The 25,104-nt window shown below is 69.1% G+C and carries 17 protein-coding genes; 5 read left to right on the forward strand and 12 right to left on the reverse strand.

Annotated elements, in window-relative coordinates; genetic code table 11:
• Nucleotides 1–150: 150 nt before the first annotated feature.
• The 11 genes from E4A48_RS11960 to prpB form a co-directional block, all read right to left on the reverse strand.
• Nucleotides 151–5,103: an alpha-2-macroglobulin family protein gene (locus E4A48_RS11960; RefSeq protein WP_142742496.1), complete on the reverse strand. Its 4,953-nt coding sequence runs from the start codon at nt 5,101–5,103 to the stop codon at nt 151–153.
• 392 nt (nt 5,104–5,495) lie between these two features.
• A complete protein-coding gene (locus E4A48_RS11965; RefSeq protein ID WP_142742497.1) occupies nt 5,496–6,509 on the reverse strand; it encodes a nucleoside hydrolase in 1,014 nt (337 codons plus the stop codon).
• Between the two features lie 74 nt (nt 6,510–6,583).
• Complete coding sequence (locus E4A48_RS11970; RefSeq protein WP_039007306.1) at nt 6,584–8,803, reverse strand: TonB-dependent receptor; 2,220 nt, start codon at nt 8,801–8,803, stop codon at nt 6,584–6,586.
• A 335-nt stretch (nt 8,804–9,138) separates the two neighbouring features.
• Complete coding sequence (prpF, locus tag E4A48_RS11975) at nt 9,139–10,332, reverse strand: 2-methylaconitate cis-trans isomerase PrpF (protein ID WP_039007308.1); 1,194 nt, start codon at nt 10,330–10,332, stop codon at nt 9,139–9,141.
• Between the two features lie 36 nt (nt 10,333–10,368).
• Nucleotides 10,369–10,563 (reverse strand): hypothetical protein, encoded by a 195-nt coding sequence (locus E4A48_RS21105; RefSeq protein WP_230812523.1) that lies wholly within the window; start codon nt 10,561–10,563, stop codon nt 10,369–10,371.
• Nucleotides 10,560–10,877, reverse strand: a complete 318-nt coding sequence (locus E4A48_RS11985; RefSeq protein WP_142742498.1) for a type II toxin-antitoxin system RelE/ParE family toxin — start codon at nt 10,875–10,877, stop codon at nt 10,560–10,562. The genes E4A48_RS21105 and E4A48_RS11985 overlap by 4 nt, the downstream gene beginning before the upstream one ends.
• Nucleotides 10,874–11,116 (reverse strand): type II toxin-antitoxin system ParD family antitoxin, encoded by a 243-nt coding sequence (locus tag E4A48_RS11990; protein WP_039007310.1) that lies wholly within the window; start codon nt 11,114–11,116, stop codon nt 10,874–10,876. The genes E4A48_RS11985 and E4A48_RS11990 overlap by 4 nt, the downstream gene beginning before the upstream one ends.
• A gap of 94 nt (nt 11,117–11,210) precedes the next feature.
• Entirely contained in the window at nt 11,211–13,823 is a 2,613-nt protein-coding gene (gene acnD / locus E4A48_RS11995) for a Fe/S-dependent 2-methylisocitrate dehydratase AcnD (RefSeq protein ID WP_142742499.1), read from the reverse strand.
• A 214-nt stretch (nt 13,824–14,037) separates the two neighbouring features.
• Complete coding sequence (prpC, locus tag E4A48_RS12000) at nt 14,038–15,204, reverse strand: bifunctional 2-methylcitrate synthase/citrate synthase (protein WP_039007314.1); 1,167 nt, start codon at nt 15,202–15,204, stop codon at nt 14,038–14,040.
• 42 nt (nt 15,205–15,246) lie between these two features.
• On the reverse strand, nt 15,247–15,858 hold the full coding sequence (locus tag E4A48_RS12005) for a DUF1003 domain-containing protein (protein WP_039007315.1): 612 nt from the start codon (nt 15,856–15,858) through the stop codon (nt 15,247–15,249).
• 31 nt (nt 15,859–15,889) lie between these two features.
• A complete protein-coding gene (gene prpB, locus E4A48_RS12010; protein ID WP_142742500.1) occupies nt 15,890–16,777 on the reverse strand; it encodes a methylisocitrate lyase in 888 nt (295 codons plus the stop codon).
• Nucleotides 16,778–16,897: 120 nt separating this feature from the next.
• Between prpB and E4A48_RS12015 the strand changes: the two genes are divergently transcribed.
• The 5 genes from E4A48_RS12015 (at nt 16,898) to E4A48_RS12035 (ending at nt 24,180) form a co-directional block, all read left to right on the forward strand.
• The gene (locus E4A48_RS12015; protein WP_142742501.1) at nt 16,898–18,133 is read left to right on the forward strand and encodes a citrate synthase family protein; all 1,236 of its coding nucleotides are present in this window, start codon (nt 16,898–16,900) and stop codon (nt 18,131–18,133) included.
• 162 nt (nt 18,134–18,295) lie between these two features.
• Nucleotides 18,296–18,904, forward strand: a complete 609-nt coding sequence (gene lexA / locus E4A48_RS12020) for a transcriptional repressor LexA (RefSeq protein WP_003468833.1) — start codon at nt 18,296–18,298, stop codon at nt 18,902–18,904.
• Nucleotides 18,904–19,530 carry a translesion DNA synthesis-associated protein ImuA gene (gene imuA, locus E4A48_RS12025; protein ID WP_142742502.1) on the forward strand — a complete coding sequence of 209 codons (627 nt, stop codon included), beginning with the start codon at nt 18,904–18,906 and terminating at the stop codon, nt 19,528–19,530. Before lexA ends, imuA begins: the two co-directional genes overlap by 1 nt.
• A gap of 10 nt (nt 19,531–19,540) precedes the next feature.
• Nucleotides 19,541–20,983 (forward strand): Y-family DNA polymerase, encoded by a 1,443-nt coding sequence (locus E4A48_RS12030; RefSeq protein ID WP_142742503.1) that lies wholly within the window; start codon nt 19,541–19,543, stop codon nt 20,981–20,983.
• Nucleotides 20,980–24,180: an error-prone DNA polymerase gene (locus E4A48_RS12035; protein ID WP_142742504.1), complete on the forward strand. Its 3,201-nt coding sequence runs from the start codon at nt 20,980–20,982 to the stop codon at nt 24,178–24,180. The genes E4A48_RS12030 and E4A48_RS12035 overlap by 4 nt, the downstream gene beginning before the upstream one ends.
• Before the next feature lie 43 nt (nt 24,181–24,223).
• Here E4A48_RS12035 and E4A48_RS12040 read toward each other — a convergent pair whose 3' ends face one another.
• Nucleotides 24,224–24,433 (reverse strand): hypothetical protein, encoded by a 210-nt coding sequence (locus tag E4A48_RS12040; RefSeq protein ID WP_235444032.1) that lies wholly within the window; start codon nt 24,431–24,433, stop codon nt 24,224–24,226.
• Nucleotides 24,434–25,104: the final 671 nt, after the last annotated feature.

Consider the following 25,104-nt stretch of genomic DNA (forward strand, 5'->3'; position numbering starts at 1 on the left):
CGGCGAACCATGCTTTCACCCCAAAAACGACGATAGGGCCGCAAGGGCCCTATCGTTCCATGCATTGGCTGCGGCCGGATCCGCTACGGCCTGTCCTCACTCCCCGAACAGGCCGACCGGTTGGGCCTGCTCGGAAAATGATGGCACGCCTTAAGGCTGCACGACGCTGATCGTGCCCGGGTTGCTGCGTCCCACCCCGCGCAGGTCGGGACGGTACATGTCCTCGACCAGCGGCGGCGGCACGGTGTAGGTGCCCGGCGTCACCGCACGCACCAGATAGAACACCTGCGCCTTGCCGCCTTGCGCCAGGCTCAGCGCGGCCACGTAGCGGTCGTCGCGGAACTCCTCGTGCTTGACGTCGGCGGCGTTGGAACGGTCGCTGATCTCGATGCCGTCCACCACCACGTCGGCCCACTGCTTGGCATCGCCCAGGTTGAAGTTCTCGATTTCCAGGCCGGCCGGCAGCAGGTCGGTCAGCAGCGCGTCGGGCATGCCCACGTTGGAGGTGATGGTGACGCGCGCGATCAGCGCTTCGCCTTCCTTCAGCGGCCGCGGCGTCCACGGCTTGCCATCGGTGCCGTACCACGCGCGTTCCACCTTCAACGTGCTCTCATCCACCTTCGGCGCCTTGCGCGGGATGCCGGCAATTTCCAGGCTGGCGTATAGCGGCGCCTCGCCCTGCGGCACGAAACTGACCCCGCGCGCCAGTTCGGCCTCGTCGAACTGGCGGCCGAACGCCTTGGCCGCGGCGATCGCCTCGCTGCCGTCGCCGATCGCCAGCTGGCCGGACACCAGCTTGCTCTGGTTGGCCAACAGCGCTTTGCCCATCCGCGCCAGCGCCACCTGCTCCTGGGTGCTCAGCCACAGCCAACCACCGCGGCGGCGCGCATCGATCTCGCGGCCCAGCGCCACCGCGCGCGCGTCGTACTCGGGCTTGGCCAGGCCGCGCTCGTGCAGCAGCGCGATCATCAGCGCGTCGTCGCGGATCACGCTGCCGTAGTCGCCGAAATAATGCGGACGCTCGGCGCTGTTCTTGGCGAAGCCGGCCGCGATCGCCGCTTCACCGCGCTTCTTGTCGCCCTGCAGCGACAGCGCCACGCCCAGGTGCAGCAGCGACAGGCCGGTCAGCGCCTTGCCGCGGTCGTTGTCGTACAGCGCGCGCAACGTGCCCAGCGGAGCGCGGTTGACCCGCGCCAGTACATAGCCCGACCACGCCTGGTTGGCGAACTTCAGGTTCTCGCGGCGGTCCTGGCCGTAGAAGTTGTTGCCGCCGGACAGCAGGTCCTCGCTGAGCCGGTTGAGCGCCTTCTGCAGCACGTTGTCGGGCACCGCGAAGCCGGCATCCTTGGCGTCGAGCAGGAACTCGGCGATGTACGGGGTCAGGCCCGGATTGACGTAGCCGTCGTCGCCCCACATCGAGAAGTGGCCGCTGGAGATCTGCATCGAAGCCAGCCGCCCGAACGCGCCTTCCATGCGCGCGCGGCGGGTGGCCGCATCCAGGCCCTTGGCGCCGAGCAGCCTGGCGGTGGCGTCGTCGAGCAGCAACGCGGCGTAGCCCTTGCTGGCGGTCTGCTCGGCGCAGCCATACGGATACTCCAGCGCGCCCTGCAGCGCGCTGGCGAACGGGATCGGCGGCAACGCGCTGACCAGCATGCGCGCCTTGACCGAACCGGCCATCAGCCCCTCGGCATCGCCCATGCCCAGCGTCACCGGCGCCAACGGATCCAGCACCCGAGTCTGCGCGCGCAGCACCGACGGCCACGCCGCGCGCACCGGCAAGTCGTAGCGGCGGTCAACGCTGAAGCCGTTGCCGTCCACCCGCACCCGCACCTTGGCCACGCTGTAGCCCTCCTGCGCCACCAACGGGAAGCTGAGCGTGGCCTTGCCGTCCTTGCCGAGCTTGGCGCTGCGCGCGTTCTCGGCGATCGCCAGCGGGCCTTCGCCGTCCACCCGCAGCTTGAACTCGCCCGGCTGCCCGGTGAAGTTCTGCACGTCCAGGGTGACCGTGCTGCGGTCGCCCGGCGCCAGCACCCGCGGCATGCTGGCCTCGGCCACGATCGGCGCGCGCACCAGCGTCTCCACGTCGCGATTGCCGTAGCGTTCGTCCGCATACACCAGCGCCGACACCCGCAGCGTGCCGTTGAAGTCCGGCACCGGCAGCTGCACCCGCGCGTTGCCCTTGGCATCGAGCTTCACCGAGCCGGAGAACAGGTCCACGGTCTGCACCCGCGCGGTCGGGCGCTTGGCCTGCGGCAATGCCGCCAAGGCCATGTCGCCGCCGAAGCGCAGCTTGCCGGTGCCGCCCTCGAAGCTCTCGATCACCCGGCCGTAGATGTCGTAGGCATCCACGCCCAGGCGCCGCTGCGCGAAGAACTGCGCGTTGGCATCGGGCACCGGGAAGCGGGTGATGTTGAGGATGCCCACGTCCACCGCGGAGATGGTCACGTGCGCCTGCCTGCCGGCCAGTTCCGGCACGCTGACCGTTACCGGCAGCGGCTGCTCCGGACGCATCTGCTTGGGCGCGACCAGGCCCACCGCCACGCGCCGGGTCTTGCGCTCCATCGGCACGAAGGCCACGCCGACCGCACGCGCCGGGGTGATCTTGCTCGGCGCCGAACCGCCGCGGAACACCAGCGCGGTGACGTAGACGTCGTGGCGCTCCCAGTCCTTGGTCACCGGGATCTCGAAGCGGCTGCCCGGCTTCACGTCGATGTCCTGCACGTACAGCATCCTGTCGCTCTCGACCATCAGCACGCCGGGTCCGGCATGCGGCGGGGTCAGGGTGACCTTGAGCGTGTCGCCGGCCTTGTAGCCGGTCTTGTCCAGCGCCAGCTTGACCTTGTCCGGGCGCGCGTCCAGGCCACGGTTCTCGTCGTTCCAGCTCCAGCCGGCACGGAACGGATAGCGCGTGGTCAGGCCGGTGGACGGATCGAACACGTCCACGCGGTACTCGCCCCACTCCACCGGGAAATCGAACTTGGCCGCGCCGCTGCCGGCATCGACGGTGATGCTCTGCTTGTTCTCGAAGCGGCGGGTGAAGTCGTAGTCCCAGCGGTTGTCGGCGAATGCCCAGTGGTAGTCGCGCAGCTCGCGTACCAGGGTCACCTTCAACCCCTTGGCCGGCTGCGGCTTGCCCTGCGCATCCACCCGCATCAGCTCGAAGCGTGCGTTGGCGTTGGCATCGGCGCCGTCCTTGTCGTCGAACAACGGGCGTACCCCGACCAGCGCCGGCGCCGGCCACAGCACGCGCTTGAGCGTGCGGGTGACGGTGCGGCCGCCGGTCTCGTACACGCTGGCCGAGACCAGCGCGGCGATGGTGCTGGTCGGCTTGGCTTCGTCCGGCAGCGCCAGGTCTTCGGCGAGCTTGCCGTCGGCGCCGAATTCGGTATCGATCATGTCCTTGGCTTCGCGCGGCAGCTGCAGCGTCGGGTCGCCGAAGAAATAGCCGGGCAGCGCCTCGACCGGATGCTGCTCGACCGCCACCGCCAGCTTGGCGGTGAAACGGTTGCCGTCGGCCTGCGCGCCGTACAGATAGGCGGCGGTGGCCTGCAGCTTGAACGGCTGGCCCGGCTTGAGCGTCTTCTGCGCGCTGTCCAGGTCCAGCTTCATGCGCTCGGGCAGGAACTCCTCGATGCGCAGGGTCATGCCCTGCACCGCTTCCTTGCTGGACGGGTCGGTGCGGAACTCCACCTGCCAGCGCCCGGTCGGCGCATCGGCGGGAATCAGCTGTTCGAAGCTGAAATAGCCCTGCTCGCCCGGCTGCAGGCGGGTCTCGCGGAAGATCTTGCCGTCGGGCTGCTTCAAGCGCAGGAATACCGGTTGACCGCCGGCTGGCTGCCCGCCCTTACCGCTGGTCGCCACCGGCTTGCCGTCGTTGTCGCGCAGCAGCGCCGACACGCGCACCGTCTCGCCGGGGCGGTACAGGTCGCGGCCGGACCAGGCGAACACGTCGAACCATGCGTTCTCGCGCCCGGCCACGGCGAACTCGCTCAGGTCCAGCGCCGGCTGGTTGAACGGCAGCATCGACAGGTCGGTGCCGCTGCGCGCCACCAGCACCTGGCCGGCGTCGAGCGTGTAGTTCAGCAGCGCGTTGCCGTTGGCGTCGGTCTCGCCTTTCAGGAACAGTTCGCCCTTGGCGTCGAGCACGCGCAGCTCCACCTTCTTCAACGGCTCGCCGCTCTGCAGCGAGGCGGTGTGCACGAACAGCGTGTCCTTGCAAGCACGCGCGTGCAGGCCGATGTCGCTGACGGCGAAGAACGCGGTGTCGTATTCGTTCTCGAACCGGCCCGGGCGCTTCATCACCGCGAAATACAGGCCCGGCGCCTGCAGCTCCTTGATGTCCTGGATCGGCAGATAGGTCAGCGCGCGCTCGTTCTTGTCGCCGCCGAGCACGAAACGGTTGACGTAGACCGACTCGGCCAACTGCGCAATCGGGGTGCGGTCGCTGTAGTCGCTGTCCATTTCCCAGCTGCCGCGGCGGCCGCCGCGCTGGTACTGGGCGAAGAACGCCGGCAGCGCACCTTCCTTGACCCGCATGAACTCCACGTCCACTTCCGGCACGTTGAGCGACACCACCGGCAGACCGCGGCTCTCGCGCGCCGGCAGCACGCTGCCCTGCGAGGCGAAGCCGACCGCCGGCTGCAGTTCGCCGGTGTAGACCTTCTGCTTGAGCGGCTTGCCCAGGCGGCTGCCGTCGGCGGCGAGCAGGTCGGCGGAGATCAGCACGGTGTAGTCCTTGGCCGCCTCCACGTACGGATAGCGCAGGGTCTTGCCGTCGTCGGACAGCGACCAGGCGCTCTCGTCGGTGCCGACCTTCTGTTCGAAGCGCAGCAGCGTGTCGAAGTCCTGGGTGCCGACCAGCGGGCGCGAGAACTCCAGCGCCAGCGACAGCCCGTCGCGCTTCTGGTCGGGATAGGCGCGGACCAGGCCGAAGCCCTTCATCGCTTCCTTCTGGCCCTTCACTGGCTCGCCGCTGGCATCGGGCAGCTGCCCGGATTCGTTACGCTTGCAGCCGCCCAGCGCCAGCACCAGGCCCAGCAGCAGGACGGTGCTCAACAGCCCCGCGCGCACGAGGCGCCACTGCCGCTTCGAATCCGTGTGCATACGTTCGCTCCGTGAATGTGGCGCGAGTATAGAACGCGGACACGACCGCCGCAGGCGCGGAATCGGGATTGCGCACGCGGCGTTCGCCGGCGCCTGGCAAGGCGGCCGGGGACGGCGGCGGGCGGGCGCGCCGGACCGTGCCGGCGCCGATGTCTACGCGCCGGTTGCGGGCGTATGGCGGCGGCGCACACCGCTCGCGCCCCCACCCCGGCCGACATGCAATCGTCGTCGCCGAACATCGCCGTGGAAGCCGCCGAGGGGCAAAGGGGTTCCCCCAGGCTGGATGCAGTCGGGACTGAAGTCCCTCCTACGGTGCACCCGGCTGGATGGCCGCAGGTCCCTGAGGGAGCGGCTTCAGCCGCGACGCGCGAAGCGGCGCACCTGCCGCCGCTTCAGCGCAGCAAGCGCTGCATGTACAGCGCGATCAGCCGCGGCCGGTCCAGCGCCAGGCAGACCTGGGCGTTGGCGCCGCCCCCCGCGGCATGGCCGCTTGCGGCGGCGGCGCCGGCAACGCCGCCAGGCGGCACCTCCCGCGTGTAGCCCTGGGCGTCGATCGCGATGCGCAATGGCACGGTCGGGCACAGGCTAGGATCGAGCAATTGCGCCACCGGCACCACGTCGAACAGGGTCGGCGTGGCGCTGGCCCAGGGCTGGTCGGTGTCGCGCCACTGGTAGTAGAGCTGGGTCAGGGCGTCGGTCAGCGGATCGCCATGCGCGAACAGCGCCACCCGCTCCGGTTCCTCCAGGGTCACCTGGGTCGCGTCCAGCGGCAGCATCACGATCGGCACGCCGGCGCCGAACACGCGCTGCGCGGCGCCGATGTCGGACACGATATTGTACTCGGGCGCCGGCGGGTTCGCCGGCCGGTAGCGCGACTTGCCGTAGCCCGCACGCACCGACCCGCCCATCAGCACCACCTGCCTGAGCTGGGCGAAGCCCTGGGGGTCGCGCTGCAAGGCGCGCGCCGCGTCGGTCAGCGGGCCAAGCACCAGCAAGGTGACCTGCCCGGGATGGCGCCGCGCCTGCGCCAGGATGAAGTCCGCCGCGTCCGGCGCCTTGCGCTGCAGCGTGCCCTGCGCCGCCCAGCGCGCCTGGCTGAAGGGAATCGTGCTGCTCGTGGCATGGCCAATCGCCAGCGGGATCGCGCTGCGTCCGGCCTCTTGCAATAAACGCTGCAGCAACTGCGCGCGTAGTGCGGTGTCACCCCAGGCCGAAGCGATGCCGAGCACGTCCAGTTCCGGGCTGCGCAGCAACAGCGCCAGCGCGAACGCGTCGTCGATGTCGTCGCCGATGTCGGTGGACACCACCACTTTCTGCGCCGACGGCGCGGCTGGAGGCGCCGCCGCAGCCTCAACCGATGCCAGGGCCAGCAGCACCAGCGCCACCCACCGTTTCAGACTGCGCATGCGCGCCTCCCTAAAAAAGAAACCGCCGGCATGATAGCCGGCGGTCCGTGGTGCATCGCAGTGCAAGGCGTCGATCAGAAATTGGCGCGGAACTGCGCGCCAACGATGCGCGGATCGTTGATGAAGCCGGTGAGGTTGTTGAAGTCGATCGCACCGGTGGCGCGGATCTGGTTGGTGCAGTTGCGGCAGAACACCGACACCTCGTAGGCGCCGGCGCCCCAGGTGTAGCCGATCTTTGCGCCGCCTTCGAGCAGCGGCTGGCCGACGAACTCGCGCGAGTCGTACAGGAAGAAGTTGATCGCGCTGCGGTAGGACCAGTCGGTGTAGAAGAAGAACTCGGCGTCGTCGCCGACCGGGATGCCGTAGCGCAGCGTGGCGTTGCCCATCCATTTGGCCGCCTGCGGCAGCGCGTTGCCGTCGATGATGGCGTTGCCGGCGGCGTTGAGCGGATCGGTCACGGTGCAGGTGCGGCACACGCCGACCGACAGGGTCGGATCCTCGATGCGGGTCCAGTTGTAGGCGCCGCCCAGGGTGACGCGCAGGTTCTGGGTGAGCAGCGCCTCGAAGTCGAACTCGGCGCCGCGTGCCTTGGAGGTGTCGGCGTTGAGCAGGCGCACGTCGTTGGAGGTGCCGCCGACCGCGGTCAGCTGCTGGTTCTTCACCCGGAAATCGTAGATATCGAAGCTGATCCGCGCGCGCTTGTCGAACAGGTCGGACTTGATGCCGATCTCGTACGAATCCACGGTCTCCGGCGCGGCCACGGTCAGCGGCGCGGTCGCCGACGGCACGCCGAAGCTGGCGCCGCGGAAACCGCGCGCGGCGCGGGCGTAGACGTTGACCGCGTCATTGATGGTGTAGGTCGCGCTGAGGTCGCCGGTGACCTTGGAGTTGTCGGTGCTGCCGGTGGACGGCTCGAGCAGGGTGACGCGGTCCAGCGCAAGCACGTCGAAGGTCTTCTTGTCGTAGGTGTAGCGGATGCCGGCGCGCAGGTTCAGGCGGTCGGTGGCGGCATAATTCAGCGAGCCGAACGCCGCCCACGAGGTGTTGCGCTGGCGGGTCAGCTGGTCGCTGCTCAGGGTGCCGCCGCCGAAGGTGTTGTAGGTGTAGTTCTCGCCTTCCACCGAATCGTGGAAGTAGTAAAGGCCGGCCTGCCAGTTCACCGGGCCGGCGTACTGCGATTCGGCGCGCAGCTCCTGCGAGTACTGGTCCAGGTTCTTGATGCCGCCGGCGGTTTCCACTGGGAACGCGATCACGCCAGGGCCAGACGGCGGCGCGAACACCGCACCGTAGCCGCCGTCGATGTCGCCGCGGCTGTAGTACTTGCCGATGCCCTCGTAGCCGGTGATCGAGTGCAGCACGATGTCGCCCAGGTGCCAGGTCAGGTTGGCGCTGCCGCCGTAGGTCTGCAGTTCCTGGGTGTTGCCACCGTCGATGGAGACCTTGTCCGGATCGAAGCCGTCCACCAGCGTGTTGCTGCCCGGCTGGAAGATGTTGGCGCGGAACAGCCGCGCGGTGCCGTCGAGATGGCGTGCGTGCGCGTTGAACAGCGCGCTGAAATCCTCGCCCGGCTGGAACAGCAGTTGCACCCGCACCGCCGAGTCGGTGTAGCCCTCGAACGCGCGGTCGTCCACGGTGTTGTCGACCCAGTCGTCGCGGCGCTGGCCCAGCGCCGACACGCGCGCGGCCCACGTGTCGCCCATGGCGATGCTCAGGCCGGTTTCCATGGTCATGGTGCCGTAGCTGCCATAGGACAGGCTGGCGTAGCCGTCGTTGGCGCCGATGCTGGGCTTGACCGAGTTGAACTTGACCACGCCGGCAGGCGTGTTGCGGCCGAACAGCGTGCCCTGCGGGCCGCGCAGCACTTCCAGGCCTTCCAGATCGAAGATCGGGAAGCCCTTCAGGAACGCGTTCTCGGCGACCACGTCGTCGTACACCAGCGACACCGGCTGCGAGGCGTAGGTGTTGAAGTCGGTGTTGCCGTAGCCGCGGATGTAGAAGCGCGGGAACACGCGGCCGTTGGAGGATTCGACATTGAGGCTGGGCGCCTTGCCGGCCAGCACGCGCACGTCAGAGCCGCTGGTGGAGATCGCATTCAGGTATTCCGGGCGCAGCACGCTGGCCGAGATCGGCACGTCCTTGGAGTCTTCCGAACGCCGTTCGGCGGTGACCTTGACCGTATCCAGGCGGGCGACCCCGTCCGTGCTGTCCGCCTGCTGGGCGGCGGCGGAGAACGAAAGTGCGGAAACGACGGCGACGGCAAGTGCGCTGGTGCGCAGCGACCAACTGGCGGACATGGGAACTCCGGAGTGGAATGGGCAAGAGCGGGTGCGCGCCGCCGGCAAGCGATGTGGCGCCGCAGCATAATTAACACAAAATACACATGCCGTGCATGTCCCGGTCATTTGAACGTGTTAAGGCTATTGGCACGCAATGCGTTGTCACATGTGCACTGCAAGTGCGCTGTCCAGACGGCCCCGGTCTATCAAAATCGCACTGCACCCGCATCCTGTGGAGCGGCTTCAGCCGCGACAGGAACTACGGTTAGAACGTGTCGCGACTGAAGCCGCCTACAAAAAACAAGACCCGGATTGCGGCGCCACGGCGATGCAGCCACGCCGCCGCTGCGAGCTCAACAAATATCGCCCGGCACCCGCACCCAGCCGTCCATCAGTACCCGCGCGCTGCGGCTCATGATCGCCTTGGTGACGCTCCACTGGCCGCCCCCCTGCTGCTGCGCTTCGGCGCCGACCCGCAAGGTGCCCGAAGGATGGCCGAAGCGCACCGCCTGACGTGCACCGCCGCCGGCCGCGCGGTTCACCAGCGTGCCCGGAATCGCCGCGGCGGTGCCGATCGCCACCGCGGCGGTGCCCATCATCGCGTGGTGCAGCTTGCCCATCGACATCGCCCGCACCAGCAGGTCGATGTCGGCGGCGGCGACCGGCTTGCCGCTGGAGGCCACGTAGTCGGCCGGCGGCGCGACGAAGGCCAGCTTCGGCGTGTGCTGCCGCGTCGCCGCGTCTTGCAGCGTGGCGATCAGGCCCATGCGCAGTGCGCCATACGCGCGGATGGTCTCGAATCTGGCCAGCGCCTGCGCATCGCCGTTGATCGCGTCCTGCAGTTCGGTGCCGCGGTAGCCCAGCGCCTGCGCGTCGAGGAAGATGGTCGGGATGCCGGCGTTGATCAGGGTCGCTTCGAAGCTGCCCACGCCCGGCACGTCCAGCGTATCGACCAGGTTGCCGGTGGGAAACATCGCCCCGTCCGCGCCGTCCGCGTCCGCGGCCGGATCGAGGAAGTCGAGCTGGATCTCGGCCGCCGGGAAGGTCACCCCGTCCAGCTCGAAATCGCCGCTCTCCTGCACCGCGCCGGCCACGATCGGCACCTGCGCGAGGATGGTCTTGCCGATATTGGCCTGCCAGATCCGCACCGTGGCCATGCCGTCGTGCGGAATGCGCGCCGCATCGACCAGGCCGGCGGCGATCGCGAACGGCCCCACCGCCGCCGACAGGTTGCCGCAGTTGCCGCTCCAATCGACGAACGGGCGGTCGATCGCCACCTGCCCAAATAGATAGTCCACGTCGTGGTCGGCGCGCGTGCTCGGGGCCACGATCACCGTCTTGCTGGTGCTCGAGGTCGCCCCGCCCATGCCGTCGATCTGCTTGGCGTAGGGATCGGGACTGCCGATCACCCGCAGCAGCAGCGCATCGCGCGCCGCACCAGGCACCTGCGCGGCGGGCGGCAGATCCTGCAGGCGGAAGAACACGCCCTTGGAGGTGCCGCCGCGCATGTAGGTGGCGGGAATGCGGAGTTGGGGAACGTGGGACATGGCTTTTTTCCAATCGACGCGCAAGCGGCGAATAGCTCAAGGGTTGGCGGGAATCTCGGCCTCGACCCGCTGCGCCAGCAGGGTCAGGGACTCCTGCCAGCCGAGATGGCACGCGCGCAATGGCACGCGCTCATGACGCCGACGGAGGTGAAGCCAGTTCCGACAGCGCCACGAAAAATCCCGTGCGAAGCGTTGCAGCACGCCGCAGGGCGACTTCTTCGACAGATTCATGTCTCTTCCCCGATCCATGCCGGGATATCCCGCTGCACATGCAAAACGCGCCAGAGATCGATATGCGTCTGGCGTTGGACATGGAAGACCAGATACGGGAAACCTGTGAGAGGCCAGAATCGCATGTGCTGCAGCTTTAGTAAAACGGCATGGCGACTGGAGCCGATACCCGGATGCCGTGCGATTGTCTTGATCGCCGCTTCAAGCGCATCGACGAACGCCAGTTCCAGTGTCGGGCCGCCTTGTTCGCCGTACCACGCCGCGGCCTCATCGGCATCGCGCCGCGCCAATGGCCGCCAGCGCACCGGCTTCACTTGGCGGCAGCCCGATCCCGCGCGCGCTTGCGCATCGTGTCGAAGAAGTCGGGTTCCATCGCCATGGCCGGCCCGGAATTGGCGCCGTCCAGCAGCAGCCCGCGCAGCTTTTGCACATCGCGCTGCTGGCGGATCAACTCGCGCAGGTATTCGCTGCTGGAACCGTAGGCGTGTTCGGCGACCTGCTGGTCGACGAACTGCTTGAGCTCGTCGGGCAGGGAGATATTCATGGTAGCCATACGCACTCCAATGGCAAAGATTGCCAAAGTCTGCATCGCCAAGCCGACAGGTGCAAGCCGCGACCGACGTCGCTTCCGAAGAACGCCCCAGACATCAGGTAGCGGACGCCGCGAGGAAATCCTGCGCAAAACGCTGCAGCACGCCGCCGGCCTCGTAGATCGCCAGTTCCTCGGCGGTGTCCAGGCGGCAGGTCACCGGCACCTCCACGCGCGTACCGTCAGCGCGGGCGATGGACAGCGTCAGCATCGCGCCGGGGGTGCGCGCGCCGAGCACGTCGAACACCTCGCTGCCGTCGATGCGCAGGGTCTTGCGCGTGGTGCCGGGCCGGAATTCCAGCGGCAGCACGCCCATGCCGACCAGGTTGGTGCGGTGGATGCGCTCGAAGCCCTCGGCCACGATCGCCTCGACTCCGGCCAGGCGTACGCCTTTGGCCGCCCAGTCGCGCGAGGAGCCCTGCCCGTAGTCGGCGCCGGCCACGATCAGCAGCGGTTGCTTGCGCGCCATATAGGTTTCGATCGCCTCCCACATGCGCAGCACCTGCCCTTCCGGCTCCAGCCGGGTCAGCGAACCGCGCTGCGGCTGGCCATCGACCACGGCCATTTCGTTGAGCAATTGCGGATTGGCGAAGGTGGCGCGCTGCGCGGTGAGGTGATCGCCGCGGTGGGTGGCGTAGGAATTGAAGTCCTCTTCCGGCACGCCCATCCGCGTCAGGTATTCGCCGGCGGCGCTGTCGGCCAGGATCGCGTTGGACGGCGACAGATGGTCGGTGGTGATGTTGTCGCCGAGCACGGCCAGCGCGCGCATGCCGCGCAGCGTGCGTTCGCCGGCCAGCGCGCCTTCCCAGTACGGCGGGCGGCGGATATAGGTGCTCTGCGGGCGCCATGCGTACAGCGGCGCCACCTGCGCGGCGGCCAGTCCGCTGCGCGCGAACATCGGCTCGTAGACCTGGCGGAACTGTTCGGGCTTGACGCTGGCGGCGACGATCGCATCGATCTCCGCGTCGCTAGGCCACAGGTCCTTCAGCGTCACCGGCTGGCCGTCTTGGTCCACGCCCAGCACGTCCTTCTCGATGTCGAAGCGGATGGTGCCGGCGATCGCGTACGCCACCACCAGCGGCGGCGAAGCCAGGAACGCCTGCTTGGCGTAGGGATGGATGCGCCCGTCGAAATTGCGGTTGCCCGACAGCACCGCGGTGGCGTACAGGTCGCGCGCGATCACTTCCTGCTGGATCGCCGGATCCAACGCGCCGCTCATGCCGTTGCAGGTGGTGCAGGCGAAACCGACGATGCCGAAACCCAACTGTTCCAGCTCCGGCAGCAGCCCGGATGCTTCCAGATACAGCTGCACCGCCTTGGAGCCCGGCGCCAGCGAAGTCTTGACCCACGGCTTGCGCAGCAGCCCGCGCGCATTGGCGTTGCGCGCCAGCAGACCGGCGGCGATGACGTTGCGCGGATTGCTGGTGTTGGTGCAGCTGGTGATCGCGGCGATGATCACCGCGCCGTCGGGCATCAGGCCTTGCGCCTGTTCGGCCTTGCCCGATGCCAGCTTGGCCTCGTCGGCGATGCCGCGCGCGGCCAGGTCGCTGGTCGCCACGCGCTTGTGCGGATTGGACGGGCCGGCCATGTTGCGGGTCACGCTGGACAGGTCGAACGGCAGCACGCGTTCGTACTGCGCCGCGGCCAGGTCGTCGGCCCACAGTCCGGCGGCCTTGGCATAGGTTTCCACCAGCGCGACCTGGGTATCGTCGCGGCCGGTCAGGCGCAGGTAGTCGATGGTCTGCCGGTCGATCGCGAACATCGCCGCGGTGGCGCCGAACTCCGGGGTCATGTTGGAGATCGTGGCGCGATCGCCCAAGGTCAGCGCCGCTGCGCCTTCGCCGTGGAACTCCAGATACGCGCCGACCACCTTCTGCGCACGCAGGAATTCGGTCAGCGCCAGCACCACGTCGGTAGCGGTGATGCCCGGCTGCGGCCGCCCGCGCAGCGCCACGCCGACGATGTCCGGCAGCCGCATCCACGACGCACGCCCGAGCATCACGCTCTCCGCTTCCAGCCCGCCGACGCCGATCGCCAGCACGCCCAGCGCGTCCACGTGCGGGGTGTGGCTGTCGGTGCCCACGCAGGTATCCGGGAACGCCACGCCATCGCGTACCTGCACCACCGGCGACATCTTCTCCAGATTGATCTGGTGCATGATCCCGTTGCCCGGCGGAATCACATCGACGTTCTCGAACGCGCGCTTGGTCCAGTCGATGAAGTGGAAGCGGTCTGCGTTGCGGCGGTCTTCCACCGCGCGGTTCTTGGCGAACGCAGCGCGGTCGAAGCCGCCGAACTCCACCGCCAGGGAATGGTCCACGATCAGCTGCGTCGGCACCACCGGATTGACCTGCGCCGGATCCCCGCCGCGCTCGGCGATCGCATCGCGCAGCCCGGCCAGATCCACCAGCGCGGTCTGGCCGAGGATGTCGTGGCACACCACGCGCGCCGGGAACCACGGGAAATCCAGGTCGCGGCGCCGTTCGATCAGCTGCGTCAGCGAGGCGTCCAGTGTGGCCGGATCGCAGCGCCGTACCAGATTCTCGGCGAACACCCGCGAGGTGTACGGCAGCGTGGCATAGGCACCGGGGCGGAGCGCATCGACCGCAGCGCGCGCATCGAAGTAATGCAGCGAAGTGCCGGGCAGAGGTTTGCGGTAGTGGCTGTTCATGGCTGGCTACAGTAGAAGAAAGCGAAGAAGACCTCTTCTCCCATCGGGAGAAGGTGCCCCGAAGGGGCGGATGAGGGTACGGGCGAAGCCTCATGCGAATGAGAGCCCACATGAAGCGGATGAGGACACGAACGAAGCCTGGTCCAACCAAACGCCACGAGGCTGCGCCCGTACCCTCACCCCCGACCCCTCTCCCGATGGGAGAGGGGAGACTTCAGCTGCGTCGGTCGATCGGCACGAAGGTCTGATCCTCCGGCCCGGTGTAGTTCGCGCTGGGGCGGATGATCTTGCCGTCGATGCGCTGCTCGATGATGTGCGCGCTCCAGCCGGCGGTGCGTGCGATCACGAACAGCGGCGTGAACATCGCAGTCGGCACGCCCATCATGTGGTAGCTGACCGCGCTGAACCAATCCAGGTTCGGGAACATCTTCTTGATCTCCCACATCACCGCTTCCAGGCGCTCGGCGATGTCGTACATCTTGCGGCTGCCCTGCGCGTCGGACAGCTCGCGCGCCACGTCCTTGATCACCTGGTTGCGCGGGTCGGACACGGTGTACACCGGATGGCCGAAGCCGATGATCACTTCCTTGCGCGCGACCCGCGCGCGGATGTCGGCTTCCGCCGCGTCGGGCGTGCCGTAGCGCTTCTGCACCTCAAACGCGACCTCGTTGGCGCCGCCGTGCTTGGGGCCGCGCAGCGCGCCGATGCCGCCGGCGATGGCGCTGTACATGTCGCTGCCGGTGCCGGCGATGACCCGGCAGGCGAAGGTGGATGCGTTGAACTCATGCTCGGCGTAAAGGATCAGACTGGTGTGCATCGCCTGCACCCACTCCTCGTGCGGCTTGAAGCCGTGCAGCAGGTGCAGGAAATGGCCGCCGATCGAATCGTCGTCGGTTTCCACCTCGATGCGCTTGCCGTTGTGGCTGTAGTGGTACCAGTACAGCAGCATCGAGCCCAGCGACGCCATCAGTTTGTCGGCGATGTCGCGCGCGCCGGGATGGTTGTGGTCGTCCTTCTCCGGCTGCACGCAGCCGAGCACCGACACGCCAGTGCGCATCACATCCATCGGATGCGCCGACGGCGGCAGTTGCTCCAGCGCCGCCTTGACCGCCGCCGGCACCCCGCGCAGCGAACGCAGCCTGGCCTTGTAGCCGCGCAACTCGCTGTTGCTGGGCAGCTTGCCGTGCACCAGCAAATAGGCGATCTCCTCGAACTGGCTGCTGCGCGCCAGATCCAGGATGTCGTAGCCGCGGTAGTGCAGGTCGTTGCCGCTGCGGCCCACCGTGCACAGCGCGGTGTTGCCGGCGGCGGTACCGGACAGGGCCACCGATTTCTTCGGCTTGAAGGGCGTGGCGTTCTGCGGGGCGGTCGTGTCGTTCATTGGAAAATCTCCCGGATGTTCGCGGTCGTGTCGGCGTAGCAATCAGCGCACGGAGACGTCCGGCGGCAAGCCGCCAGCGCGCTCGAGCAATTGCTGCAGCATGGCGATCTGGCGGTTCTGCAGCTCGACCAGCGTCGCCCAGTCCTGCTCGCGCAGCTGGTTGAGCTTCTCGTGCACCTGCAGGATCTCCAGCTCGGATTTGATGTTCACTTCGTAATCGTTCTGCGCGCGCAGGCGGTCCACCGCGGCCTGGCGGTTCTGGCTCATCATGATCACCGGCGCCTGGATCGCGGCCAGGCACGACAGGCACAGGTTGAGCAGGATGTAGGGATACGGATCGAAGCCGCCGCCCAGCACCACGCTGTTGAGCACGATCCACAACAGCAGGCACACGCCGAAGGAGATGATGAAACTCCAGCTGCCGCCGACTTCGGCCACGCGGTCGGCGATGCGCTCGCCCAGCGAACGGTCGTGATCGGCCTGCTTGACGATGTCGCGCGCCACGTGGCGTTTGGCGATGAAACGCTCCACCACCTCGCGCTCGGCGTCGGGCAGTTTCTCCAGCTCGGTCTGCAGCAACTGCCGCGCGGTCTGGCGGCGGTCGATGCGGTCGATGCGGCCGTGTGGCGGCGTGGTACCGGCGTGGATGTTCATGGACGTGCTCGGGCAGGGGAACCGGCGTGGATCATGCGCCCTTGCCGGCGAACAAGGCGTCCAGGCGCTGCTCGAAGGCGTGGTAGCCGATGCGTTCGTACAGTTCCTCGCGGGTCTGCATCGTGTCCACCACGTTGTGCTGGTGGCCGTCGCGGCGGATCGCCGTATACACCGCCTCGGCGGCCTTGTTGGCGGCGCGGAACGCCGACAGCGGGAACAACTGGATCGCCACCCCGGCCTGGGCCAGTTCGTCGCGGCTGAATAACGGGGTCTTGCCGAATTCGGTGATGTTGGCCAGCACCGGTACCTGCACCGCGTCGACGAAACGGCGGTAGGTGTCCAGGTCGTCGGCGGCCTCGGCGAAGATGCCGTCGGCGCCGGCCTCCACGCAAGCGATGGCGCGCGCGATCGCCGCGTCCACGCCGTCCACCTGGATCGCATCGGTGCGCGCGATCAGGAAGAAATCGGCATCGGTCCTGGCATCGGCCGCGGCCTTGACCCGGTCGGCCATCTCGCCCTGGCTGACGATCTCCTTGCCGGGGCGGTGGCCGCAGCGCTTGGCGCCGACCTGGTCCTCGATATGGCAGGCGGCCGCGCCGGCCTTGATCAGCGACTTGATGGTGCGCTCGATGTTGAACGCGCTCGGGCCGAAGCCGGTGTCGATGTCCACCAGCAGCGGCAGGTCGCAGACATCGGTGATGCGGCGCACGTCGATCAGCACGTCGTCCAGGGTGTTGATGCCCAGGTCCGGCAGGCCCAGCGACCCGGCGGCGACCCCGCCGCCGGACAGGTAGATCGCCCGATAGCCGGCACGCTGCGCCAGCAGTGCATGGTTGGCGTTGATCGCGCCGATCACCTGCAGCGGCGATTCGGCGGCCAACGCGGCGCGGAAACGGGCGCCGGCGGAAACGTGCGACATGACGGACTCCTGAGAAGAGCGGCGGCCCGCGCAGGACCGTTTCGCGATGCCTTCCAATCTGGCACTCTCGGTCGCGCCGATCAATCTTGATTCAATCAATCAACCTATCAACGGATCGCCATGCCCAGCACCGCCGACCGCAACCTGATCTGCGCCGCCGAGGCCTGCGCCCTGCTCGGCGTCCGCAGCGCCACGCTGTACGCCTACGTGAGCCGCGGCCTGCTCAGTTCGCGCGCCGGCAGCGACCACCGCAGCCGCACCTATCTGCGCGCGGAGGTCGAGCGCCTGGCGCAGCGCAAGCGCGCCGGCCGCGGTGCAGCGCGCGGCGCCGCGCAGAGCCTGGACCGCGGCCTGCCGGTGCTGGAGACGCGGATCTCGCTGATCCGCCCCGACAGCCCCTACTACCGCGGGCGCTCGGCGGTCGCCGCGGTGCGCGCAGGCGCCGGCCTGGAAGACATCGCAAGGTTGCTGTGGGAGTGCCAGGACGAAGACCCGTTCGCCACGGCCGCGGTCGCGCCGTGGCCGCCACGCGTGGCCCCCCTGGCCGGCGACGCCACCCTGCCGCCGCTGGAGCGCGCCATGGCCTGCATCCCGCTGCTGGCCCTGGAGCTGCGCCAGCCGCTCAACGCCGCGCCGACGGTGCGCCGCGAGATCGCCGCCACCTTGCTGCGGCAGAACGCGGCGCTGCTGGTCGGCACCGCGCCGGACACCCGTCCGGTGCACCGCCTGATCGCCGACCACTGGCGCCCCGGCGATGCCGACTTCGCCGAACTGGTGCGTGCCACCCTGGTGCTGTGCGCCGACCACGAACTCAACGTCTCGGCCTTCGCCGCGCGTGTGGTCGCTTCCACCGGCGCGCCGCTGCACGCCACCGTCAGCGCCGGCCTGGCCGCGCTGTCCGGCCCGCGCCATGGCGGCGCCACCGCCCGCGCCCACGCCCTGCTGCGCGATGCACAGGACGCCACCGACACGGCCGCCTTCGTCGCCGAACGCTGGCAGCGCGGCGACGACCTGCCCGGCTTCCACCACGCGCTCTATCCGCACGGCGACCCACGCGCGGCCGAAGCGTTGCGCCTGCTGCGCGAACGCTGCGGCCAGCATCCGCAGATGCGGCATGTGGAAACGGTGCTCGCCGCGGCGCAGGACTGCAGCGGCCAGGCGCCCAACATCGACGGCATGCTCGCAGCGCTGTGCCTCATCCACGACCTGCCCGCCGCCCACGCCCTGGTCCTGTTCGCCGCCGCCCGGCTGTCCGGCTGGCTGGCGCATGCGCTGGAACAGCAGGCGCTGGGCAAGCTGATCCGCCCGCGCGCGCGCTATGCCGGGGTGATGCCCGATGGCGTGGCGTCGGGCTGAGTGGGGCGCCTGCGCAGCAGGCGCCCCCGCCGTTCGCACCTATTGCCCACCGCCATCGCGTCAGCGGCCGCACGCATCAACTGCCCCTGCAAGGCAAAAAGAAGCTGACCCGATGCTGACCTGCATCGCCAAACTGTCCACAACGGTGTACAAATGTACACCATGGACACCCTCTCCCCGCAGCGCGCCGCCATCCTCGCCTACGTCCACGACTGCGCCGAGCAGGACGGGCGGCCACCAAGCCTGGCCGAGATCGCCGAACGCTTCGGCTTCGCCTCGCGCAATGCCGCGCGCAAACATGTGCAGGCGCTGGTCGAGGCCGGGCTGCTGGAGCATGTGCCGCAGCAGGCACGCAGCCTGCGACCGGCGCAGGCGCAGCCGCGCAGCGGGCTGCTGCGGCTGCCGGTGCTGGGCCGGGTCGCCGCCGGCACGCCGATCGGCGCCGATATCGGCCTGGACCAGCAGTTGCGGCTGGACCGCGCGCTGTTCGCGCTGCGTCCGGACTACCTGCTGCGCGTGCAGGGCGATTCGATGATCGACGACGGCATCCTCGACGGCGATCTGGTCGGAGTGCGCCGTGCCGCCGATGCACGCAACGGGCAGATCGTGGTGGCGCGGCTGGACGGCGAACTCACCATCAAGCGCTACCGGCACGACGGCGAACGCATCCAGCTGCTGCCGCGCAATCCGGCCTATGCGCCGATCGTGGTGCAGCCGGGGCAGGACTTCGCCATCGAAGGCCATTACTGCGGGCTGATCCGGCAAGGCTGATGGCGGCCGTCGTCGCCCTCGACCGCCTGCTGGCCGAACGCCGGATCTGGCGCGGCCAGCCGACCGCGCTGCCGCCCAGCGCGCAGCCCACCGGGCATGCCGCGCTCGACGCCGCGCTGCCGGCGCGCGGCTGGCCAGAGATGGCGCTGACCGAACTGCTGCACGCCGCCGACGGCATCGGCGAACTGCAATTGCTGTGGCCGACGCTGGCGCGGCTGTCGCAGGGCGGCGGTCGCATCGTGCTGGTCGATCCGCCCTACTTGCCCTACCCCGGCGCCTGGGAACAGGCCGGGGTGGCGCTGCAGCGGCTGCAGATCGTCCGCGCCGGCGCGGACGCGGCCTGGGCCGCCGAACAATGCCTGCGCTCGGGCAGTTGCGCGGCGGTGCTGTGCTGGCCCGCGCAAGCCAACGACAAGACCCTGCGGCGGCTGCAGGTGGCGGCCGAGACCGGGCGCGCGCTGGGCTTCGCCTACCGGCCGCTGAAGGCCGCGGCCAATCCGTCGCCGGCCGCGTTGCGCATCGCCATCGATGCCGCACCGGCACAGCTGCGCGTGCTCAAGTGCCGCGGCGGCATGCCGCCGGCGCGCGCCATCGCGCTGTCCGCGCCGGCGCCGGCCTCGGCTTGAGGACACGCGCATGCGCTGGGCCTGCATCCTGCTGCCGCAACTGGCGCTCGACACGGTGCTGCGGCGCTGGCCGACGCCGGACCAGCCGCTGGCGCTGCTCGCCGGCCCGCCGCAGCGGCGCACGCTGAAGGCGGTCAACCCCGCCGCGCGCGCGTGCGGCCTGCAGCCCGGGCAATCGCTGGCCACCGCGCAGGCGCTGTGCGACCGCTTCGCCACCGCCCTGCACGATGCCGAGGAAAGCCGCCGCTGCCAGCAGTTCCTGGCGGCGTGGGCGTACCGCTTCAGCTCGCTGGTCAGCACCGATTACCCCGGCGCGCTGCTGCTGGAAATCGAAGCCAGCCTGGGTCTATTCGGGCCCTGGCCGCGCTTCGAGGCGCGCCTGCGCGAGGAACTGACCGCGCTGGGTTTCCGCCACCGCATCGTGGTCGCGCCGCATCCGCTGGCCGCGCGCGTGCTGGCCAATGCGCACGACGGCATCGCCCTGCTCGACAACGCCGCGCTGCAGTGCGCGCTGGGCCAATTGCCGATCGCCCGCGCGGGGCTGCAACCGGGCCTGGCCGAGGCCTTCGCGCGGATGGGCCTGCGCACGCTGCAGCAGCTGTTCGCGCTGCCGCGTACGGCGCTGGCGCGGCGCTATCCGCCCGCGCTGCTGCAGCACCTGGACGCCCTGCGCGGGCAGGCGCCGCTGCCGCTGCAGTACTACCTGCCGCCGGACCGCTTCGATGCGCGGCTGGAACTGGGCTACGCGGTGGAATCCAGCCAGGCCCTGCTGTTCCCGCTGCGCCGGCTGACTGCCGACCTGGCCGCATTCCTGGCCGGGCGCGACGGCGGCGTGCAGCGCTTCCAGTTGCACCTGGAACACGAAGGCCTGGACGACAGCGTGGTGCCGGTGGGGCTGCTCGCCGCCGAGCGCGATGCGGCGATGCTGTTCGAACTGGCCCGCGGCCGCCTGCAGCACGCCAGCGTGCCGGCGCCGGTGCAGGCCATGCGCCTGCGCGCCGACGAACTGCCGCCGTTCGTGCCCGCCGCGCACGAACTGTTCGACGACCGCGCGCAGCAGGCGCTGCCCTGGGAACAGCTGCGCGAACGCCTGCGCGCACGCCTGGGCGACGACGCGGTACACGGCCTGCGCGCGCATGCCGACCATCGCCCCGAACAGGCCTGGCGCGCCGAATCGGGCAAGCCGGCAGCGTCGGGCAAGCCGAACAAAGCCCCTGCGCCTGCCGCCGCCACGCTGCCCCGCCCCGGTTGGCTGCTGACCCGGCCGATCCCGTTGCGCGAGCGCGCCCCCGAACGCCTGGCCGGCCCGGAACGCATCGAAAGCGGCTGGTGGGACGATGGCGACGTGCGCCGCGACTACTACATCGTGCGCACCCGCCAGGGCCAGCGCGCCTGGGTGTTCGCACCGGCCGATGCGCCGGACGCACTGATGCTGCACGGCTGGTTCGCATGAGCCACGGCCCGCCACGCGCGCGCCTGCGTGCCGTGCCGGCGCCGGCACAGGCACCGGCCACGCCATCTGTCCCGGCGCACGACGCCACGTCCACGCGCACGGCATTGCCCGACTACGCCGAACTGCATTGCCTGTCGAACTTCAGCTTCCAGCGCGGCGCCTCGCATGCACAGGAACTGTTCGAACGCGCCGCACGGCACGGCTACCGCGCGCTGGCGATCACCGACGAGTGCACGCTGGCCGGCATCGTGCGCGCCTGGCAGGCGGCCCGCGACACCGGCCTGGCGCTGATCGTCGGCAGCGAGATACAGATCGAACACGGCCCCAAGCTGGTGCTGCTGGCCGAAACCCTGCACGGCTACCAGCAGCTGTGCCGGCTGATCACCGTGGCGCGCCGCCGCGCCGACAAAGGCAGCTACCGCGCGCTGCACGCAGACTTCGACGACGACCTCGACGGCCTGCTGTGCCTGTGGCTACCGCGCGACGCCGATGGCGACGGCGACGCAAACGACGGCGCCTGGCTGCAGGCACGCTTTCCCGAGCGCCTGTGGCTGGCGGTGGAACTGCTGTGCGGCCCCGACGACGGCGCCCTGCTGCACGCGCGCCTGCAACTGGCGCAGCGCCTGCGCGTGCCGGCGGTGGCCAGCGGCGACGTGCACATGCACGCGCGCGGTCGCCGCGCGTTGCAGGACACCCTGACCGCGATCCGCCAGCGCCTGCCGCTGAGCGAAGCCGGCGCGCATCTGTTCGCCAACGGCGAGCGCCACCTGCGTCCGCGCGCGGCCCTGGCCACGCTGTATCCGCACGCGCTGCTGGCCGAGTCGGTGCGCATCGCCCAGCGCTGCACCTTCGATCTCGGTCAATTGCGTTACCAGTACCCGCACGAACTGGTACCGCCCGGGCAGACCCCGACGCAGTGGCTGCGCACGCTCACCGAACAGGGCGCCGTCGCGCGCTGGCCGGAGGGCGTGCCGGAAAAGGCGCGGCGCCTGATCGAACACGAACTGGGCGTGATCGCCCGGCTCGGCTACGAATCGTATTTCCTCACCGTCTACGACCTGGTGCGCTTCGCCAGGTCGCGCCACATCCTGTGCCAGGGCCGCGGCTCGGCGGCGAACTCCGCCGTCTGCTACGCGCTGGGCATCACCGCGATCGACCCGGACCGCATCGGCATGCTGTTCGAGCGCTTCATTTCCGAAGAGCGCAAGGAACGGCCGGACATCGACATCGATTTCGAGCACGACCGCCGCGAGGAAGTGATCCAGTACATCTTCAACCACTACGGTCGCGAACGCGCCGCGTTGACCACGGTGGCGATCCAGTACCACGGCCGCAGCGCAGTGCGCGACGTGGCGCGCGCCCTCGGCCTGCCCGGCGACAGCATCGACGCGCTGGCGTCCACGCTTGGCCAGTGGGACGACGAAGTCCCGCCGCACGAACGCCTGCGCGAACGCGGCTTCGATCCCAACACTGCGCTGATGCGCCGGCTGCTGGCGCTGAGCGCCGAGTTGATCGGTTTCCCGCGGCACCTGTCGCAGCACCCCGGCGGCTTCGTGATCTCCGAACATCCGCTGCACACGCTGGTGCCGGTGGAGAACGCGGCGATGGCCGAGCGCACCGTGATCCAGTGGGACAAGGACGACCTGGAACTGGTCGGACTGATGAAGGTGGACGTGCTCGCGCTGGGCATGCTCAGCGCGCTGCGGCGCACCCTGGATCTGCTGCGCGCGCACCGCGGCCAGGACTACAGCCTGGCGACCATTCCCGCCGAAGACCCGGACACCTACCAAATGATCCAGCGCGCCGACACCATCGGCGTGTTCCAGATCGAATCGCGCGCGCAGATGGCGATGCTGCCGCGACTCAAACCGCGCGAGTTCTACGACCTGGTGATCCAGGTGGCGATCGTGCGCCCCGGCCCGATCCAGGGCGGCATGGTGCATCCCTACCTGCGCCGCCGCAGCGGCGAGGAAATACCCGACGAATTGCCCGAGGAACTGCGCGATGTGTTCAAACGCACTCTAGGCGTCCCCTTGTTCCAGGAACAAGTCATGCAACTGGCCGTCAACGCTGCTGGTTACACCCCTGGCGAAGCCGATCAGTTGCGCCGCTCGATGGCCGCCTGGAAGCGTCATGGCGGGCTGGAGCCGCATCGCGAAAAACTGATGAAGGGCATGCTGGAGAGAAACTACAGTGCCGAGTTCGCCACACGCATCTTCGAACAGATCAAGGGCTTCGGCAGCTACGGCTTTCCCGAGAGCCACGCCGCCAGTTTCGCCCTGCTCACCTACGCCAGCTGCTGGCTCAAGTGCCATGAACCGGCGGCCTTCACCTGTGCGTTGATCAACAGCTGGCCGATGGGCTTCTACAGCCCCGACCAATTGCTGCAGGACGCACGCCGCCACGGCCTGCAGGTGCGTCCGGTGGACGTGCGCTACAGCGACTGGGATTGCGGATTGGAAGCCTACAGTGCCGATCCGACGGTGCAGCCGGCGATCCGCCTGGGCCTGCGCATGGTCCGCGGCCTGGCCGAAGACGCCGCATTGCGCCTGCAGCAGGCACGCGCGCAGGCGCCGTTCCACGACCTCGCCGACCTGTGCCATCGCGCCGCGCTCGACGACAAGGCACGCGACAGCCTGGCCGACGCCGGCGCGCTGAAAGCGCTCGCCGGGCACCGCCACCGCGCACGCTGGGCGGTGGCCGGCGTCGAAGCGCAGCGGCCCTTGTTCGAGCCGCTCGCCGCCACGCCGGAACGCCAGGTGGCGCTGCCGCTGCCCAGCCTCGGCGAGGACATCCGCGCCGACTACGCGACCATCGGCACCACCCTCGGCAAGCACCCGCTGTCGCTGCTACGCCTGCAACTGCGCGCGCGCCGCTATCGCCATTCCGGCGAACTGCGCGCCCTGCCGCATGCCAGCGCGGTCGCCATCGCCGGCCTGGTGACGATGCGCCAGCGCCCGCAGACCGCCAGCGGCGTCACCTTCCTCACCCTCGAGGACGAACACGGCCTGGTCAACGTGGTGGTCTGGCGACGCCTGGCCGAACGCCAGCGTCAGGCCCTGATCGAATCCAGACTGTTGGCCGTGCGCGGCCGCCTGGAAAGCGCCGATGGCGTGCGCCACCTGATTGCCGGCCACCTCGAAGACCTGACCCCGCTGCTGCTGGGGCTGGACATCCGCAGCCGCGATTTCCATTGAGTCTGCAAGCGCAACCACACCTGCCTTGCGCGGCGAACGGAGGTCACGGCGACTGCGACGGCGCCTGCACGGCCTTGCCGCATGCCTGCATCGCCCGTTGCACCGCCTCGGCTTCGTCCAGGCCTTCGCGGTAGATGGCGGCAGCCAGCTCGCGCCTGACCTTGCTCGACCCGATCGCACCGTGGCTGGCGATATCCGACAGCGGCCCACCCAGCTGGCGATATCTGGCCACGAGCTTGGCCGTCGCGGCCATGCTCGCGCAATCCACCGGTGCCGCCTGTGCTGGCGCGCACACCATCAGCAAACACGAAAAAACCAGCGCCGCAGATACGTTGCTCATAGCTACTCCCAAGCGAAGACGAAGACCGCCGTCCCCATGCGGCCACGCAGAGTTGAAGCGCTGCAGAACCTCCCTGCACATCACTACAGCGCGCCATGCGGCGGCATCGCCACACGCAGCGCCGAGAGCACCTGGAAACAGTCCACAACGGCATCAAGCCGCGCGTATCGCCATCCACCCCGTTGCAGACAGCACCGATGGAAGATAGCCACGGCAGGCGCCGCAACCTGTCGCGTTGCGACGAAACCTGGCGGTGGCGGATCGAAAAACCGAATCGGCGGAACGAAATGCGGCAGCCCTACCGTCAATGGCGACCGATCACGCAGGCACGGACAACGGCCATGTCAGACATGGCGCCACCATCGATGTTCGGGCTGCGACCGGGTTCGCCGACCATGTCTGTCACCAGTGCAAAGCAACGAGGTCCGATATACCGCTGAGCGAAGCACACAACAGCGGCCTGCAAAACCTTGCCACTAGCCGCGTGCCATGACGAAGCAGCTGGCGTCAATGCACTGATGGTCGCCAGCCTGCTACGGCCAGTCTCTCGCAAGCCCCAAGGGTTTGACCTAAGATCGCTTCGC

The sequence above is a fragment of the Xanthomonas translucens pv. cerealis genome (genome assembly GCF_006838285.1).
Lineage (GTDB): Bacteria > Pseudomonadota > Gammaproteobacteria > Xanthomonadales > Xanthomonadaceae > Xanthomonas_A > Xanthomonas_A cerealis.

Bases quoted from the DNA above. Each gene is read 5' to 3' on its own strand.
- E4A48_RS12015 (WP_142742501.1), top strand. From the start codon at position 16,898: ATGCCCAGCACCGCCGACCGCAACCTGATCTGCGCCGCCGAGGCCTGC.
- E4A48_RS11960 (WP_142742496.1), bottom strand. From the start codon at position 5,103: ATGCACACGGATTCGAAGCGGCAGTGGCGCCTCGTGCGCGCGGGGCTG.
- E4A48_RS12035 (WP_142742504.1), top strand. From the start codon at position 20,980: ATGAGCCACGGCCCGCCACGCGCGCGCCTGCGTGCCGTGCCGGCGCCG.
- prpB (WP_142742500.1), bottom strand. From the start codon at position 16,777: ATGTCGCACGTTTCCGCCGGCGCCCGTTTCCGCGCCGCGTTGGCCGCC.
- E4A48_RS21105 (WP_230812523.1), bottom strand. From the start codon at position 10,563: ATGAATCTGTCGAAGAAGTCGCCCTGCGGCGTGCTGCAACGCTTCGCA.
- E4A48_RS11990 (WP_039007310.1), bottom strand. From the start codon at position 11,116: ATGGCTACCATGAATATCTCCCTGCCCGACGAGCTCAAGCAGTTCGTC.
- lexA (WP_003468833.1), top strand. From the start codon at position 18,296: ATGGACACCCTCTCCCCGCAGCGCGCCGCCATCCTCGCCTACGTCCAC.
- E4A48_RS12005 (WP_039007315.1), bottom strand. From the start codon at position 15,858: ATGAACATCCACGCCGGTACCACGCCGCCACACGGCCGCATCGACCGC.
- E4A48_RS11965 (WP_142742497.1), bottom strand. From the start codon at position 6,509: ATGCGCAGTCTGAAACGGTGGGTGGCGCTGGTGCTGCTGGCCCTGGCA.
- E4A48_RS12030 (WP_142742503.1), top strand. From the start codon at position 19,541: ATGCGCTGGGCCTGCATCCTGCTGCCGCAACTGGCGCTCGACACGGTG.
- E4A48_RS11970 (WP_039007306.1), bottom strand. From the start codon at position 8,803: ATGTCCGCCAGTTGGTCGCTGCGCACCAGCGCACTTGCCGTCGCCGTC.
- prpC (WP_039007314.1), bottom strand. From the start codon at position 15,204: ATGAACGACACGACCGCCCCGCAGAACGCCACGCCCTTCAAGCCGAAG.
- acnD (WP_142742499.1), bottom strand. From the start codon at position 13,823: ATGAACAGCCACTACCGCAAACCTCTGCCCGGCACTTCGCTGCATTAC.
- prpF (WP_039007308.1), bottom strand. From the start codon at position 10,332: ATGTCCCACGTTCCCCAACTCCGCATTCCCGCCACCTACATGCGCGGC.
- imuA (WP_142742502.1), top strand. From the start codon at position 18,904: ATGGCGGCCGTCGTCGCCCTCGACCGCCTGCTGGCCGAACGCCGGATC.
- E4A48_RS12040 (WP_235444032.1), bottom strand. From the start codon at position 24,433: ATGGCCGCGACGGCCAAGCTCGTGGCCAGATATCGCCAGCTGGGTGGG.